At 35.6% G+C, this 15,522-nt stretch carries 21 protein-coding genes; 18 read left to right on the plus strand and 3 right to left on the minus strand.

Going from position 1 to position 15,522, the window contains the following annotated elements; all coding sequences use genetic code 11:
- Positions 1-31 precede the first annotated feature (31 nt).
- The 4 genes from PG862_RS13200 (at position 32) to PG862_RS13215 (ending at position 2,901) form a co-directional block, all read left to right on the plus strand.
- Complete coding sequence (locus tag PG862_RS13200; protein ID WP_270707698.1) at positions 32-880, plus strand: hypothetical protein; 849 nt, start codon at positions 32-34, stop codon at positions 878-880.
- 30 nt (positions 881-910) lie between these two features.
- Positions 911-1,150 carry a hypothetical protein gene (locus PG862_RS13205; protein ID WP_270707700.1) on the plus strand — a complete coding sequence of 80 codons (240 nt, stop codon included), beginning with the start codon at positions 911-913 and terminating at the stop codon, positions 1,148-1,150.
- Between the two features lie 6 nt (positions 1,151-1,156).
- Positions 1,157-2,287, plus strand: coding sequence for a hypothetical protein (locus tag PG862_RS13210; protein WP_270707702.1), 1,131 nt, complete (start codon positions 1,157-1,159; stop codon positions 2,285-2,287).
- Between the two features lie 125 nt (positions 2,288-2,412).
- Positions 2,413-2,901, plus strand: coding sequence for a hypothetical protein (locus PG862_RS13215; protein WP_270707704.1), 489 nt, complete (start codon positions 2,413-2,415; stop codon positions 2,899-2,901).
- A gap of 889 nt (positions 2,902-3,790) precedes the next feature.
- On the opposite strand, the gene PG862_RS13220 is transcribed toward PG862_RS13215, so the two are convergent.
- On the minus strand, positions 3,791-4,021 hold the full coding sequence (locus PG862_RS13220; protein ID WP_270707707.1) for a hypothetical protein: 231 nt from the start codon (positions 4,019-4,021) through the stop codon (positions 3,791-3,793).
- Between the two features lie 62 nt (positions 4,022-4,083).
- On the minus strand, positions 4,084-4,980 hold the full coding sequence (locus PG862_RS13225; RefSeq protein ID WP_270707708.1) for an ArdC family protein: 897 nt from the start codon (positions 4,978-4,980) through the stop codon (positions 4,084-4,086).
- A gap of 421 nt (positions 4,981-5,401) precedes the next feature.
- Here PG862_RS13225 and PG862_RS13230 point away from each other — a divergent pair, with 421 nt between their 5' ends.
- From PG862_RS13230 to PG862_RS13260, 7 genes are all read left to right on the plus strand, one after another.
- The gene (locus PG862_RS13230; protein ID WP_270707709.1) at positions 5,402-5,680 is read left to right on the plus strand and encodes a hypothetical protein; all 279 of its coding nucleotides are present in this window, start codon (positions 5,402-5,404) and stop codon (positions 5,678-5,680) included.
- A 71-nt stretch (positions 5,681-5,751) separates the two neighbouring features.
- Positions 5,752-5,982 (plus strand): hypothetical protein, encoded by a 231-nt coding sequence (locus PG862_RS13235; protein ID WP_270707711.1) that lies wholly within the window; start codon positions 5,752-5,754, stop codon positions 5,980-5,982.
- A gap of 12 nt (positions 5,983-5,994) precedes the next feature.
- Positions 5,995-6,441 carry a hypothetical protein gene (locus PG862_RS13240; RefSeq protein ID WP_270707713.1) on the plus strand — a complete coding sequence of 149 codons (447 nt, stop codon included), beginning with the start codon at positions 5,995-5,997 and terminating at the stop codon, positions 6,439-6,441.
- Between the two features lie 15 nt (positions 6,442-6,456).
- A complete protein-coding gene (locus PG862_RS13245) occupies positions 6,457-6,621 on the plus strand; it encodes a hypothetical protein (RefSeq protein ID WP_270707714.1) in 165 nt (54 codons plus the stop codon).
- Positions 6,622-6,991: 370 nt separating this feature from the next.
- On the plus strand, positions 6,992-7,300 hold the full coding sequence (locus PG862_RS13250; protein ID WP_270707717.1) for a hypothetical protein: 309 nt from the start codon (positions 6,992-6,994) through the stop codon (positions 7,298-7,300).
- 84 nt (positions 7,301-7,384) lie between these two features.
- Positions 7,385-8,026 carry an HNH endonuclease gene (locus tag PG862_RS13255; RefSeq protein ID WP_270707718.1) on the plus strand — a complete coding sequence of 214 codons (642 nt, stop codon included), beginning with the start codon at positions 7,385-7,387 and terminating at the stop codon, positions 8,024-8,026.
- A gap of 130 nt (positions 8,027-8,156) precedes the next feature.
- The gene (locus PG862_RS13260; protein ID WP_270707719.1) at positions 8,157-8,390 is read left to right on the plus strand and encodes a hypothetical protein; all 234 of its coding nucleotides are present in this window, start codon (positions 8,157-8,159) and stop codon (positions 8,388-8,390) included.
- Positions 8,391-9,081: 691 nt separating this feature from the next.
- Here the strand turns inward: PG862_RS13260 and PG862_RS13265 are convergent.
- Entirely contained in the window at positions 9,082-10,116 is a 1,035-nt protein-coding gene (locus PG862_RS13265) for a hypothetical protein (protein ID WP_270707720.1), read from the minus strand.
- Between the two features lie 478 nt (positions 10,117-10,594).
- On the opposite strand from PG862_RS13265, the gene PG862_RS13270 reads away from it, so the two are divergent.
- The 7 genes from PG862_RS13270 (at position 10,595) to PG862_RS13300 (ending at position 15,159) form a co-directional block, all read left to right on the plus strand.
- Positions 10,595-10,858, plus strand: a complete 264-nt coding sequence (locus PG862_RS13270; protein WP_270707722.1) for a hypothetical protein — start codon at positions 10,595-10,597, stop codon at positions 10,856-10,858.
- 13 nt (positions 10,859-10,871) lie between these two features.
- Entirely contained in the window at positions 10,872-11,981 is a 1,110-nt protein-coding gene (locus PG862_RS13275) for an FtsZ/tubulin family protein (RefSeq protein WP_270707724.1), read from the plus strand.
- Positions 11,982-11,999: 18 nt separating this feature from the next.
- Positions 12,000-12,140 carry a hypothetical protein gene (locus tag PG862_RS13280; RefSeq protein ID WP_182427388.1) on the plus strand — a complete coding sequence of 47 codons (141 nt, stop codon included), beginning with the start codon at positions 12,000-12,002 and terminating at the stop codon, positions 12,138-12,140.
- A 16-nt stretch (positions 12,141-12,156) separates the two neighbouring features.
- Positions 12,157-12,834: a hypothetical protein gene (locus tag PG862_RS13285; RefSeq protein ID WP_270707726.1), complete on the plus strand. Its 678-nt coding sequence runs from the start codon at positions 12,157-12,159 to the stop codon at positions 12,832-12,834.
- 26 nt (positions 12,835-12,860) lie between these two features.
- Positions 12,861-13,187: a hypothetical protein gene (locus PG862_RS13290; protein WP_270707727.1), complete on the plus strand. Its 327-nt coding sequence runs from the start codon at positions 12,861-12,863 to the stop codon at positions 13,185-13,187.
- A gap of 125 nt (positions 13,188-13,312) precedes the next feature.
- Positions 13,313-13,585 (plus strand): DUF5659 domain-containing protein, encoded by a 273-nt coding sequence (locus PG862_RS13295; RefSeq protein ID WP_270707729.1) that lies wholly within the window; start codon positions 13,313-13,315, stop codon positions 13,583-13,585.
- Positions 13,586-13,599: 14 nt separating this feature from the next.
- Complete coding sequence (locus PG862_RS13300) at positions 13,600-15,159, plus strand: DEAD/DEAH box helicase (RefSeq protein ID WP_270707731.1); 1,560 nt, start codon at positions 13,600-13,602, stop codon at positions 15,157-15,159.
- The last annotated feature ends 363 nt before the right edge of the window (positions 15,160-15,522 follow it).

The raw sequence follows: 15,522 nt of genomic DNA on the forward strand, positions 1-15,522 counted from the left end.
TATAAAAAATAAAAGATGGGAGAAGGTAGGTATGGGAGAGATAAATCAGCTTCAAGAAGAATATTCTAATTTAAAATCTCAAAGAGATGAAATGGCGGATGAAGTAGACGAGTTAAAAGGAAAAGAGAGAAAATTATCTTATGCCATAGAAGAAGAAAAATCGTCTATTGAGCAAATAAAAAATAGTATTGAAACGTTGCAAGAAACTCTTTCGGATTTGAGAAATTTACTGGAAATCCATGAGAATGAGATGCCGTTTGTTTCTGAAGAATTGGAAAGTAAGAATAAAGAATTATCGGAAATAGAACAAAAACTTATCGACAAGAAAAAGCAATTAGATATAATTAAAAATAGTGAGATATGTCAAAAAGCATTAGAGGCGAATGCTAATAATTCCTATGTTGTTTCCTTAAGAAAATCTACAGCAACTACGCCAATAATCACAGAGTATTGTAAAAGTGATAAAGAATTTATGATACTTAATGCAGAAATGCGATTGCCAGAATATAAAAAGTTTTCATATATAATTATAAGAAGTAATAAAACAATAACAGAAAAACAAGAAAATGTACCAACTATGTCAGAACTAAAAAGTGTTGCTGAAAAATCAATATCTGGTGTTGGTATACCAAGAATGCAGTATTTAAAAAAACATATTATGGAAGCGATTAGTGGATGTGAAGATTTAACATCCAATTTGATTATACCATTATCAGAACCGTGTCCATTAGGAGGACAGTCAGATCTTAATAAAACAGGATATGGCTGGGAATGGGATTGGTCTTATGGAGCAGGAGATTATATAGAAGGTACATATTATGGTGAAATGACAGGATTTTCAGTAATAGGTATTAGAATAAATCGGTCAGATTATTATTAATAGTTTTAAATCATACAGGGGGGTATACATATGAGTAACAATTTTCCTCATGATGGAGAGCATGGAAGAAATTGTACAGGCTATGGATGTGATTGTGATGAAAAGAATTATGGAACGCGTGGTAGCGGCTATGGTGGTGGAGGTGGTTCTAGTAGCGGATGCGGATTTTTGATTTGGATCATTGTTGGCAGTGCTGTTGGAGCATATAATGAATTACTTGGCGTAATTGTCCTTATTGTTGGTGCGTTTATTTTGTTGATGTGTAGGTAATTATAAATGGGAAAGAAAAAAGCTAATAATGCAGTAAAGATATTAGAACCTAAATGCTCTAAATGTGGAAAAAAACTAAGTTATGGAAAATATATATCCGCTCGAAAAAAAGAAATTCCAATATTACACTGTGAAAAATGTAAGTTATATTATTGCGGAAAAACAGAATATAATGCATTAAAAGAGATATTCAAAAGTAAAGGAAAAAATTTATCGTCAAATGTACTTACAGTAAAAAATAGTACGTTTGAAAGATATTTGTTTTTCTTCGGAAAATTACCAATAGAAAATAAACAATATAATAAAAATAGCAAGAATAAAACAGAAGAGAATAAAAGAAAAAATAAAGATTCAGTGGTTGAGATTGTAAAAAGAAAATCAGCAATGGACGTTTCTTGCCATTACTTTAAAAATGAAATGTGCATGTATTGGAAAATCCCTTGCAATAAAAATTCCCTTCATTGTGTAAAGAAAACATATTTAAGTGTTGAACATGAGAGTGAGGAAAAAAGGAGACAGAGAGAAAAGCAGTTAGAAGAAAAATTACGTCAAGAACAAAATGAATTGAAAAAATTACCAAGAATCGGAGTGAAAGATTTTGTTGTAAGAGGTAATATTTTTAAATGTATTCATAATCACCATACAGTGGAAAATTTAGATGCAACAGTATTGGTTATTGATAGAAAAGATAAGCAAAGGTTAGTAAGAATTTCTGCTGGACATTGTAAAAAATGTAATACATATTTTATTATGGAAAGTACATTTAGAAGATTGAAAGAAAGTTATAGTCATATTGTATGTCGTATTTGTGATGAAAAAACATATCAGAAATCATATTATATGGGAGAAATGCAATTAGCACAGGAGTCAATTTTAATGCAGTATGGATATAATGTGTCAGAAACTACAGGTTTATCATCAACTGCAAGACAAAAAATATTGGCAGTAATGATTGATAATAATATTCTTTCAAAAAGCGGTATAATTAGCTATCTGGATTTCTTTATTCGCCAGCGTTCACATATGAGTAATATGGAGACAGCTATTTCTAAATGGGAAGAAGATGAAGAATTTGTTGAACATTATAGAATTGGAGAGTATACGAAATTTGGCGTAAATGCTATTTATCGAAGATGATTTTATTGGTTTTTTTAGCTATATTTGAATCAAAACCAAATATCATGTCATATTTACAAGTGTTTGAAGCTTGTTTGTTATTATGAATGATGGTATAATTATCTAAAATTGGAGGTGGGTAGTTTATGTTAATGTATTGTAAAAAATGTGGTAGAGTTTATATGGGTAACAATGATGATACAGAAACTTGTGATATATGTAAATCAAAAATGTATCCTGTTCCCAAACAATATCTCGATTTGGAAGAAGAAGATGAAGATATAAAATATGACTTTTTTGGTGATGACATGGAGGATAAATTCATCGAAGAATGTGTTAAAACTTCTCCAGAGTTTGATCAAGAGTTGTTTGATAAAAGACCATATATCCAGAAAAAGCGTAGCCAAGAATATAATCGGATGCTTAACGCACACGAAGCTATCCGCGCAGGAGCAGATCCAAAATTAGCATTTAAAAATGGTGGACAAAATTTACCGAAGTGTCCTGCGTGTGGTAGTTTAAATGTAAAGAAAATTGGTAGTGTAGAACGTGTTGCGTCAGTTGGCTTCTTTGGGTTGTTTAGTAAAAAGATTAACAAAAGTTTTGAATGTAAGAATTGTGGTTATACGTGGTAAGGGTTAATAATACCCATACCGTCAATACCGGGGCATCTGATTAGGTACTTAAATTTTACAGGTTTGAACATACCCCCCCGGTAGGGTAGGAGATGGAGTCCTAAAATGGGATGGCAGAAATCTGAATAGGTATGCAGAGCAATGAGTGAGAGTTTTTGATTTGTTTCTGTCAGAAATCACGGCGCAATTTTCCGCAGTGAAAATCTCTTGCATATTCAACAGTAAAATGATATATTATATATATAAAGGATGCTACCGATAGACGGTTGTCCTGAATAATTGTGTTATAAAATAACCGCTCTTGTTTTCTCAGGACAGGGGGCGGTTATTTTTGTGTCTTATTACTATCTCGACCAACTTTGTAGCCGAGACTAAAGCACATAAAGCATAAGCCTATCAGTGCAATAACATCTGCTGTACTCATTGGTTAAGCCCTCCTTTCCTAGATTCTGTTTCCAGTTTCTATCTAATCAGAGGGTCACAGTCCCTCTGGGGAAGGACAACCGCCTACCGTGATATGGTAGCACCCATGAAATTATTATAGCATAGGTTAGAGGAGATTGGAAGAGGAAAGGGTGGGTTTATCGAACTGATGTTTTTCCTAGATGCTTTGCTGGATTGTGGTGTTGATAGGATGTGATGGGAGATTCATTTTATCGAACGTTTGTTTTTTAACCGTGTGTAAAGATGAACCTGCTATTACCCAAATCAAGAAACCGTTTAGAATCAAGAGTTTTAACATCCCCCGATAGTATCAACCCACTAAAATACTAGGAATAATCCAATCATCACACCACCACCAGAGCATACAAAAAAACACAGCTTATATAAGACAGTGCCTTTTATTTTATCCTGTCTATTCAATTATCATCAAATCATCATCATGTTATCATCGTTCCCAGTAATACCCCGATCCATCTTCCAGATAGATATATAAGCCTGTATTAGTTGCACTGTAATCAGTGACTTTCCGCATATCAATGAAATTATTTTGGAACTCTTCCGATCCTGTGTCAACGTAGGCAGAAGCACTGGCAGAATACCGACCCAGAGTAAAGCCAGCAAATAACATAACTCCCATAATAGCAACCATTCCTAATAATTTAATCATTCTTTTCATGTGTCCATTCTCCTTTTTATGTGTAGGGTGTCATCATTCCGGTGACACCCTTTTTCCGTCTGTTACTGTTTATCGTTCAGAATGTATTCGACTGCTTTTTCTGCTCTACTTGATGCAGACACGATCCACCGTGGTTCATTCTTTAATACTTTCAACCAGCTCTGAATGTATGCAGTAGAATTTCTAAAGGTTTTATTTGTTTCTATTCCTAAGATATTCATAAGACTAGCCGCGCCAATTTCCGAAACAAGTTCTTCTTTACTGTACTCTTCAGACCCAAACGCTACAATCTTACCTTTTCTTTCCTCTGCTCTGTTGCATCTGGTTTCTTTCATGGTACTATGTACAGATTCATGAGTAGCAGTAGAATAATATTCATTGATATTTGTGAACTGTTCCATAAGTGGTAATTGTATCATGTCAGACATAGGAGAATAAAAAGCCTTGTTTCCTTTTATGTGATTTACTGTGATATGTTCCCGTGTCCAGTAGCTTGTAAGAATCTTTTCCGCTTCCTCAATCGGTTCTATCTCTGTGTTAAGTTCTTCCTCTGGTAAAGGATCAACGCCCTCAACCTGTGAAATATGAAAGACATTGTAATATCTCAATAATGGAATCTGTTTAGTTATCATTGTACCATCTTCCTGTTCCTCATCGACTGCTGTTATCTTCCAGAAAGTAACAAATGAGGCTTTTTCTCCTTTTCGAACGTGACCGCCTAAATCTTGCCACTGTTTGAAGCTCGCCCATTCTCCGGCTTTTCCTAATATTAATTGATTCAGTAAAGAATAAGGTTTCTTTGTTATTCTGTTATATGCTCCGCTTCTAACACCTGTCCAAGGTCTTTCCCATGGGATTCTACCTTTTTCTAATTCAGCGATGATTCTATCTGTAACCATCTGGTATACATTAGTTCTTTCTTTTCTTTCGATTGTTCTTTCTTTCGTTCTTTCTCTCATATGGTTGTCCGTCCTCTCTTAAAAGGTTCTTTATTGATTTCTTGACCATATTATATATTAGTACCAATACATATTCAATATACATTAGTACCAATATAAAGCGGCGGTATTTAGTCATGATCTATAAAAAATCAAAAGTATTAGTACTAATGCACAAACAAATGATATTGGTACCAATACAATCTTGTGCATTCTGCGAATTGAAATAGTATTAGTACCAATGTATACTGTAGCCATAAGGTTGATACAGAGCAACACCGAAGAGGTCGAAAACCTCTGAACTTCAAAACCATATACCCGTGAAGAACTGACACACAGCATAGTATCTAATAGTCGGGAAGATGATTGAAGCGGTGCTTCTCCATCAACCAGATAAGAACAGTTTCATATAAGAAGAAAATCAACAGGAGGAATTTTTAATATGTGTCGAACAATGAAAGAATTAGAAAATGTGGTTGCTGATTATCGCAAAATGAAAACTTCACTTGATAAAGTTTCGGAGCAGGTCAAAGCATTAGAGCGTGAGATCATCGGTTATCTGGATACAAACCAGAAAATCACAGAGACAGGAAAAAATTTTACCGTTAAGGTTTCCACCTGTGAATGCCGGACACTGGATAGCAAGAGACTTGAAGCAGATTTAGGAAGTCTTGCAGAGTATCAGCGCATCTGTCAGTATCGTCGCTTGTATGTCAAGTAAAAACCTACATTATATAAGAATCCTTCCCACTCAATCAAACGGGTGGGAGGGATGAAAGGAGAAGAACCAGCATGAAAAGACTTTCGGATATTATCAAAGCATACCGGCATAACAAAGCAATGAACACACTTCACAAGTGTTGTATTCGAGGAATGGCAGATAAAAAAGTTGCTAATTTTGAAAAGATTAGTTTTCAGACATGGCTGGAATTGTTAGGTATCTACCAAATGTTAAGTTATAGACAGCCAATGCCAGCAATGAGCAAAGACGCGCAAACAGTTATCGAAAAAATCGGATTATAAGGAGAAAACAGAATGATGATGATGAAAGAGGACGAAAGAAAAGTATTGAAGCAGATCCGTGAACTGATGGGATCGCTTGGTTCTGATAGCTATGTAGCGACAGCATTTGAAGGATGTGCAGAGATCGCAGAATCCAATATCAACAATGATTTTATGTGCAGTATGAAACAACGCGCAGAATCAGCGGAGGAAGAATCAAGAAAGGCGTTCTTGCTTATATCAGACCAGCAGAAAGAGATCAATAAGCTGAAAGCGGATCTTGAAACTGCTAACAATGAATTAGAGCGTTTATGTAATGTTAATTCAGAACTTCAACGCGATACGACCGGGACAGAAAAGGCTTTATCTGATTTGAGAAAGTTTAGCAAGAACGCTGAAGCGCAGTTGAAAGAAAAGGATGCAGAGATCATCCGGCTCAAAGCACAGTTATTTGATTACATGACGAAAGATCAGCAGTAGGAAAGGGGATCAATTATGCAGAAAATATCATATGAATTTGCGACAGTCACTAAAAATGGAGTAGTAGAACAGATTGGACGGAGTAGCATTTTACAGCCAAAAATTAACTATAAGGGCGGTTCTATCAAGTGGTATGAGGATAAATTGAAACCAGAACAGCCGAAACCAGCAGAAAAATAATTATATGGGGAGTGACGGTCAAGCCGTGGGAGGTTCAGTCCTCCGCTTCCATTCAGCTATAGCTTGTGTAAATCAATCATATTTATATTAAGGAAGGAACGGGAGCGGATATGTTCAATTTTAGAATCATCACAACAGCGGAAGGGCTAGAAATCATCGACAGAACTTTAACTACATCATCGGATTTACTGAATCCATTTGAACTGATGGACTATGTGAAGCTGGAAGACACACTTGCATTTATGGACAGGAAAAGAAGAATTTCCAGAAAGAGATCCAGACGCAAAAGAAAACTTGCAAGGAATCCGCTATATAGATTGCTTGGCATCATCGGGTTAATTTAAGAGAGACAGGAGAAAGGGAGAAAGTTATGGTAAAATCAAAGTTTTTCAACATGGGTCAGATTCTTATTACAAGAGGGATAAGCGAAACAGTCGGAGAAAGTGAACGTTTTGCCGCAGAAGTAGTTCTTGCGTTACATCGGTTCGCTGTGAAGGACTGGGGAGATCTGGATGCAGAAGATATTAAGGCAAATGAGGAAGAACTGAACAATCCAGATGATTTATATTTACTTGCGGCATATAGGACTTCAAAAGGCAGAATCTGGATCGTCACAAATCGTATTTCAGAGAAAGCCGGAGACAATGCAACTACTATTCTTTTTCCATATGAGAGATAGGGAAAATTTGATTTTAGGTATAAGGGTGGAAAAGGGGTCACTAATTCAGTGACTCCACCACCGGAGAAAAGGGGATAAAATATCATGGCTATTGTAATTACAGACGGAATCCATTATTTAAAATTTGTTGACGGAGAACTTGCGACAACACGGAAATTAGAACTTGCGTATCGGTTCGACAGTGCTTCAGATGCTATTAATATCATGAAAAATTTATCCGGCAGAAAGGCAGAATATTATGTATATGATACCAATACTGATTACATTCTGTGGCGCGCTATGACGGAAGAAGAGGTAGAAGCGAGAAGAGAAGCCAGACGAAGAAAAAGACATAAACAGGATAATATTATTGATTTAGAACCAAAGGCAAATGAAAATATTCCAAGAGTACAGATCCCTTCAAAGGGAATCCGTAAAAAGTTCTCTCCAGATGTACGAAAATTGCTGTATATTCATGCCGGAGGACGCTGTGAGTTATGTGGTAAGGAAATGGCGCTGGAAGATGTAACAATCGATCATATCAAGCCGCTGGCGATGGGTGGCACAAATGACGTTTCTAATCTGGCGTGTACTTGTTTTGGATGCAATCATCTGAAAGGTTCTGCTGTGCCGGAAAGTTTCTTTCAGAGAGTAAATGATATATTTATGTTCCAAATGGAAAAGAAAATGAAGCATAGTCTCAAATGGAAACTTGCAAAAAGGCTGTTAATGAGCATGAATGAATAGCATTTCTGGCGTAGCCGAATTTTCGGATGCAGGTTGATTCATAAAGGGAAAATTGGTATACTATGGTTATCGCAAGGTGGAGGAAAAATTTATCCCCATCTTTGATAATTATAGAGAAAGAGAGGGCGCGATGTTGGCACTGACGGATGCAAGAAAGAAAGCAAATGAAAAATATATAAAAAATAATTATACACAGGTCAAATTGTCGATGCCTAATGCAGAAGCGAAAACTTTAGAAGAGTATTGTATCGCTAAAGAATGTTCGAAAGCTGGCTTTATTCGACAGGCGATAAAAGAAAAGATGGAGAGAGAACCGATTACAGAGCTAGAAGCGAAAAATGACGGTGTTTTGTCCGAAGATTAACGCAAAATCAAGGAAATTAGCATTTTTCACGATTTCGCAAAAATGCGACATGGCAAAAACCCTTGATTTTATTGGGTTTTTCGAGGGTCGGTTTTACGATGAAATTACCATTTCAAGTGATGCAAAGATTCTGTGTCATTAGAGGGAAGTTCCTTGACATTTGATGAGGTTAAGGCGATACTTGACGAAGAGAAGTAATATAAAAGGGTACTTGAAAATCCAAGCACCCCATAGTATAATTTAATTAGGAAGTGAATCGGATGTGATTGTCCGATTTGCCCTCGGTAAAACTAATTTAAGGAAATAGCATTCACTTTAGGCGGTGGGATGCTATTTCTTTTTATCGTGATGGTTGTCTATGTATGACAAAGCCGCGAAGATTACCAGTAACAGCGTCAAAAGATCACTTAGGCTAATCATAGGACATCCCTCCTTTTGTAGACTAGAGGGCATCAGATAAATGGAAAGTCACATCCTACTTTCTGTTCAATTATACGATAGTAGTATACCATAAGGGAAACATATGTTCAATGAGGAATATCATTCTGCTGCCATCCAGAGGACTATCAACAGATTACAATGGGTTAGAACATGGCAGCAGGATAATAGGGAGATAAGAGAAACGAAAAGAAAGTCACGGTCGAAAAATAGACCGTGACTTTTTGTGATCTTGGATGGGGGTAACGAAATGTTACTCCGTAGAGGAAAAGCGTCTGCGGAATTTGATCTTTCCATAATTGTTGAGATATTCATATATAGAATTTAATGTTTCTGGAGAAACGATGCTATACACAAGCGGTAGCTTATATTGCTCATGAAAGCCTACAAACCAATTGACACATTCACGAATATGAACTGCAAAATCTTTTCCTGTAAATATTTGGAAGGATTTCAGATAATGTTTTGTGACGTTAGGCTGTCCTTGCTCAATTTTAAATGTAACATTTTGAACAAATTTTCGTGATAAGGCGCATAGATCGGGATCGCCAGATTTTATGGCTTTGGATAGTTCAGGAATAATTTCCTCAAAATTGGAAAATGCCTCATGAATCCATTCTGTAAATATTTCTTGCATTTCTTCTTGAAATTCTTGTTGCTCCTTGATAGCCTGTATACTGTTATTTTTAATTGACATATTATTGTATTTTGAATATAAGGAAAGCATATCATTCATAGAATTAATATGTTCTTTTTGCTCTCTCTCATTTACCCCGTACATCGGGATTCCAATTAAAGCAAAAGCTAAATCAGGATTTCTATATACAGAATAATAAAAATGGCGAAGAGCGGTTAAAGCCGCTTGTTTTTGATTTACAGGCATAGCAAATATACGATTGGAAATTTGAGGAACAAGATATTCCCCTAATAGAACGTCCAGAGCATCCATTAAATCTTCTTCTTCATATAGTTCAGAGTAATCTGAATCAGGGATAATTAATTCGTACCATGGTCGAACAGAATCGCCTAAAGATTGATTTAAAAGGTGTTCTATAATAGGAAGAACTTCATTTGGATCATCTGAACCTTCAAGTATCATATAGATGGAAAGTAAATCATCCTTTTTGATTTTTTTAGTTTTTCCGCTTTCAATATTTTGCAACCAAAATTTAGAATGTCCATTTCCAACTTGTTCAGAAAGGTCATAGCTGGAAATACCCTTTTCTTTTCTGCGCTCAATAATATCTAGTCTTAAATTAGTAGTAATTACTATTTTTTCAGTAGACATATAAGTGCCTCTTTTCATTTTATTACTTAAAAGTATAATGAAAATAAGTAAAAAAGTCAATTAGCATAAATGAGTATATAATAAGTATGAAATAAGTCAAATAAAAAGTATAAAATAAGTAAAAAAAATACTTGACAAAGACATATAACCATAGTATAGTAGAACCATAGGAAAGAGAGGTATAAAAGCAGTGAAAAAGAAATACAAGAGAACATAAGAAGAAAAGGGAGTAAATTCCTTGAAGATATATAATGTATGGATAGATAAATAAAAAACCTCCGGCATATAGGATGCTGGTAACACCCTTGCCGAAGGTCTTCATGATAGACTTGATCGTCTGGTAAACGATCTATGTATTTTGCAAAATTATCTTATCATGAAAAATTTTATTTGTCAAATTATCATTGGCGTTCTGCTGATGGTACTTCCCACACTTTATATAGAAGCAACTTGAAAACTGAATATAGGAGGAAAGATTTTGAGGGTTAATTATGAAATTCTCAACATTCTCTACCACATGGAGGCGTGGAGTAAGATCGTAGCAGCTACCCAAAAGGAAATCATAGCGGCGCTGGCAGGAGAAAAAGTGCTTTTTACTGAAAAGACGATCTATCTGCATCTACGTGAACTGATTCGCCTTGGGTATGTCAAATACGGTATTATGAAGCTGAATGCAAAGACATACTATGTGTCAGCAAAAGGATTGGAATGGATGGAAGAGATGAAAAAAAAGGACTTTTAATAGGAGATTGGTTATGAGCAAAAAATTGAATAAGAGATTGAAAACAACCTTCATTGGTTGCGGTCAATGTGGTTGCCAGATTGTATCGGAAATTGAGAAAAGGGTCATGGAACTTGACGGAACAAAGGATAATACCTCTTTCGTTGGTATCAACAGCAGTTTGGAAGATTTATCTGCGGTCAACTTATCCCATAAGATACATATGAAGAACTGTACCGGAGCGGCTGGAAATCGTAATCGGAGTTTAGACGCACTGGCGGAGAGCATCGATGAAATACTTCCAGAATTGCAGAAATACATAATTGATGGAAGTACGGTATTTATCGCGTTTTCGATGGGCGGCGGCACAGGATCAGCTATTGGACCAGTGTTGGCGAGGATTTTATTGGAAATGGGTTATAAGATGTGTCTCATTCTAGTTCTTCCGTCTGATGCAGAATCATTGAGGATTAGAGATAATGCAAGACAGACATTTGATGAGATTGAAGATCTGAAGCCGGAGCTGGGGAGCATCTTTATTTTAGATAATAATGCGATGGACAAGCTTCAGATCAATAAAATCTTTGCAACCCTTATCACTGAGGTGCTGTGCATCAATAATCACTCGTTGGATGGAAATATGGATCTGGCAGAAATCGAAACCTGTCTGCACTGTCCGTCATTTTCTATCATCGTAGCAACGAACGCCGCGAACGGTAATACAGGAAATATTGTAGATATTCTGAACAGGGATAATAACATCTTCGCCAAGCGTGAGGATAAGACTATTTCTATCATGGGTGTATCAGAAGCGGTATCTGCAAAGGACAGTAAGATTGACGTTGTAGAGCTTCGTAAAGCAGTAGGGACAGCACCAACAGAGTATCATGGCTATTTATCAGAATCCGGCGAAAATGTAGTTATTCTTAGCGGTTTGGTGATGCCATATAAGAGAATGGATGCACTGGCTGAATCGGTGGAGAAAGATGCAGAGAGTGTCCAGAACTCTATGAAAGCATTGACACAGGTTCGTACAGCTAAAACATCGAGCGTATTCGCGGTTAAAACAGAAATACAGCCAAAGCCGCCGGTAAAAGAAATGACGGAATTTGAACGGCTTAAAGCTAGATTAATTAGTAAGTAAAACTGGGAGCAGGTGTCTATGAAAAGATGGATAAAGGCTGATAATGGAAAGCTGTCTACAGTTCTGGAGTTTGATTCTGGAAAGAAAGTGGAACTGCCTATAAATAAAGATGCTTCAATACGTTGGTATGAAGATAGATTAAAGAAAAATAACAAATAAAAGGAGAACAGAAATTATGAAATTAAATAAAGGTTATCAGATTGCAAGATTGTTGACAAAAAGTAAAGTTTCAGATGAACAGATTGAGAAAGAACTTTCCAGTATGACAGCATTGGAATGGGATAGGATATGTAATATTTTAGACAATTTTCTGAAAGCACATGATATGCCATTGGATCAAGGATGGGCGCTGATGATAAATGACATTCATAATATTTCCGATGTATATAAGGTAAGCGAAGCTACGTTACTGTCGGCTTATCTGCCGTGGATCGGTATGAAGAAAAATGAGTCTGATGAGAACTGTGAGAAGTTAAACGATAAGGAAATTGAAGACAAACACTTGACGACATCACAGTTTGAAAGGGTGTTACAGGAGCAGAAAAATGGATTCTTGATTCATATGAATAACGAAGAAGCAGGAGATAAATTCATGCATAGAAATATCGAACTGGTAGACTTATCTTTCGATGAAGTTCAGACAGTAAAAAACAATCAGTTGCTTGCTTTCACAACAAATGATTCGAATGCAAGTATGTTTATTGATAAAAAGGAAATTCATGATATTGAGAAAGCAGAGGATGTTGACGATCTTTTTTCGGTTAGCGTAAAAAAAGCCTTTAATCTTTATCTGTCCCCAGAAACAGATCATGTAGACAGTAAACGGAATATGGTAACAGTGGGATTTATGTAAAAGATGGGATAGGGAGAACACAAACTATGTATAGACCGACAACAACACAGAAACTTCAGTCAGCTATCAAGGATCATCTGATTCAGATTCAGAACGTACAGGCAAGACGTAAAGGCACAAATGACACCAGAACAATCACGCCAGAGCAGTTCACAGAGAACTTAGACTTTCTCATGGAATCCGGTATCTTCTCTGATGCGGTAGATATTCGGTATGAGTTCAAAGACAACACGGTTCATTTCCACATAGGTTATATGAGCCAGTGCGATAATTCTACCGATGCACAGGCGGATCTTTCTGATGGCGTGACACCAGAGCAGATTAAAGAACACTTTGCAGTTCCTTTGGAATAAAAAGGGCGAACATATAAGTGACAGAGATATTGTTGCTGTGAGATAACGCAACCTACTGTTGAAGAGGACAGTTCCAGCTTAAAAGGTTATAAGATTTCTTCTACCAGTGAGGATGCTGGTTACATATGGGACGAAAGACAGGCACATCATTCTATTGTGGGTGGTGTGCCTATAATACTGGGAAGAGCATAGATGATGCCAAGATTGGAGGAACGATTATTACGGATAGAAAAGATCTTATTATTTTTAATCAGAGAATGGCAGGCTATTTAATGTTAATGGGATATGTCCTTTTGGATATGCGACCAGACATAAATAGTTCTAGTGGAAAGAACGTTTTCGTATTTAAAGATACACCACAGATTAGAAATTCAATGAGTGATTATTTGAATCACTAACTGGAGGTGTACCAATGAAGAGGAGAATTTCGGATGTTATAAGTGAAGAAGATATTAAAACTTGGAAAGCTGGGGATAATGTATTAATAGCTGCACCGATGGGAGCAGGAAAAAGTTATTTTTGCAAGAATCCTTTGTACCTAATAGCCAAGAAAGCAGGAGATAAAATCCTAATGCTGATTCATAGAAAAAATTGTGTGGAACAGTTTACATATGAATTAGAGGAAGACTTTAAGACGGATGTAATAGATGTGATTACATATCAGTCTATGGAATTTAAAAAACTACATAATATAAGCAGTCAAATAGATTTATCCCAATATAAGTATATTGTATGCGATGAGTTCCATTATTTTTTTAATGATAGCAGTTTTAATAATAAGACAGCAGTATCATTTAAAATGATTATGGAGAACAAGACTTCGACTCATGTGTTTATGTCTGCCACAGGAGAACATATGACAAGGTATATGAAGAAATATATTAAGGATAATAAGCTGGATGCACCGATTGAATATGAAATCCCTTTTGATTTTTCATTTATAAAATGTCTCACGTTTTTTAATAAGGATGATACAATGGAGGCATTTCTAAAAGAGGGAATAGAAAAAGGAACGAAAGGAATATTTTTTATTCAAAAAGCAGAAAAAGCTTATAAGCTTTATTCGAAATATAAAGAATATTGTGTTTTTAACTGTAGTTCTAATAATAAGAAATATTACGATTATGTAGAAGAGAAAAAGATTCAACAAATTCTAAAAGAACAAAGATTTGAAGAACAGTTCTTGATTACAACAGCTTGTTTTGACGCTGGAATAAATATCATTGATAGGGATGTAAAACATATTGTGATTGATATTGTTGACATAGACTCATTGATTCAGTGTATGGGAAGAAAGCGGATTCAAGATGAGGATGATAAAGTTTACATCTACATAAAAGCAATCAGCAATCAGAGACTTGCTGGTTTGAAACGTAGTATGGAAGAAAAAGTTAAAATGGCTGACTTTTATATGCAAAATGGATATTCTGTTGAAAAACTGATTGACAAATATCCGATGCAAAATGATCCGAATAATATTTTATATGATGATCTGGTATACGATGAAGAGGGTAAAGTAATACCGGGATCATATACGAAAACGGTCAATGAACCTATGTATTTTAAGAAAAAAGAAGATATAGCGGACTATGCGATAATGCTTGAAGTATATAAAAAGTATGGATATTGTAAGTTTCTTGCACAGAAGTTGGGCTTTTATAATTATGATATAGGAAAGTATACATATAGAATGATTAATGAAGAGTATGGATTGGAAAACTATTTAGAAAAGATGGTTGCAGATGAAGTTGTTTTACTTCAACAAAAAGATAGATCTGAACTGATAAGTATGATTAATGCGAAGCAAGATGGAAAATTATTAAAGAAAGTTGCTACATTAAATCAAGTGCTAGAAGAGAGAGAATTGGACTATCGTATTAAGGAATTTGAAACAACACGATACATAGAAGATTCAGATGGAAATAAGAAAAAGAAGAAGTATAAGAATGCTTGGAAGATAGTTCGATTTTAATTTGATTTTTTTGACCCCCTTTTTTAAGCGTACTCTCTATTATAAGCTTCACGCTCAAAATGGGGGGTCAAAATTATAAAATGAATCGGAAAAATCCAAAAAGAGACAGATGATTTGTGTAGTGACGCAAGGAACGGAACGAATCATTATTGTGTCTGCGTCAGACACCCACTATTACAGAAGAAAGGAAATGACATGGACAGAAGCTACAGATTAAAGATGGAAGAGTTGTTGAGTACAAATGTTCTGACAAGGGAGTATTTATTAAATTGTGTTGCTAAAGATGAGAAGAAAATCAATGATATAGCTTATAAGAAGAAACGTAAACGCTCCATACCAAGTACCCTATAAGCTAAAAGCCGC

It is taken from the genome of Clostridium fessum (genome assembly GCF_027698965.1).
In the GTDB taxonomy this organism is placed as follows: Bacteria; Bacillota; Clostridia; order Lachnospirales; family Lachnospiraceae; genus Otoolea; species Otoolea fessa.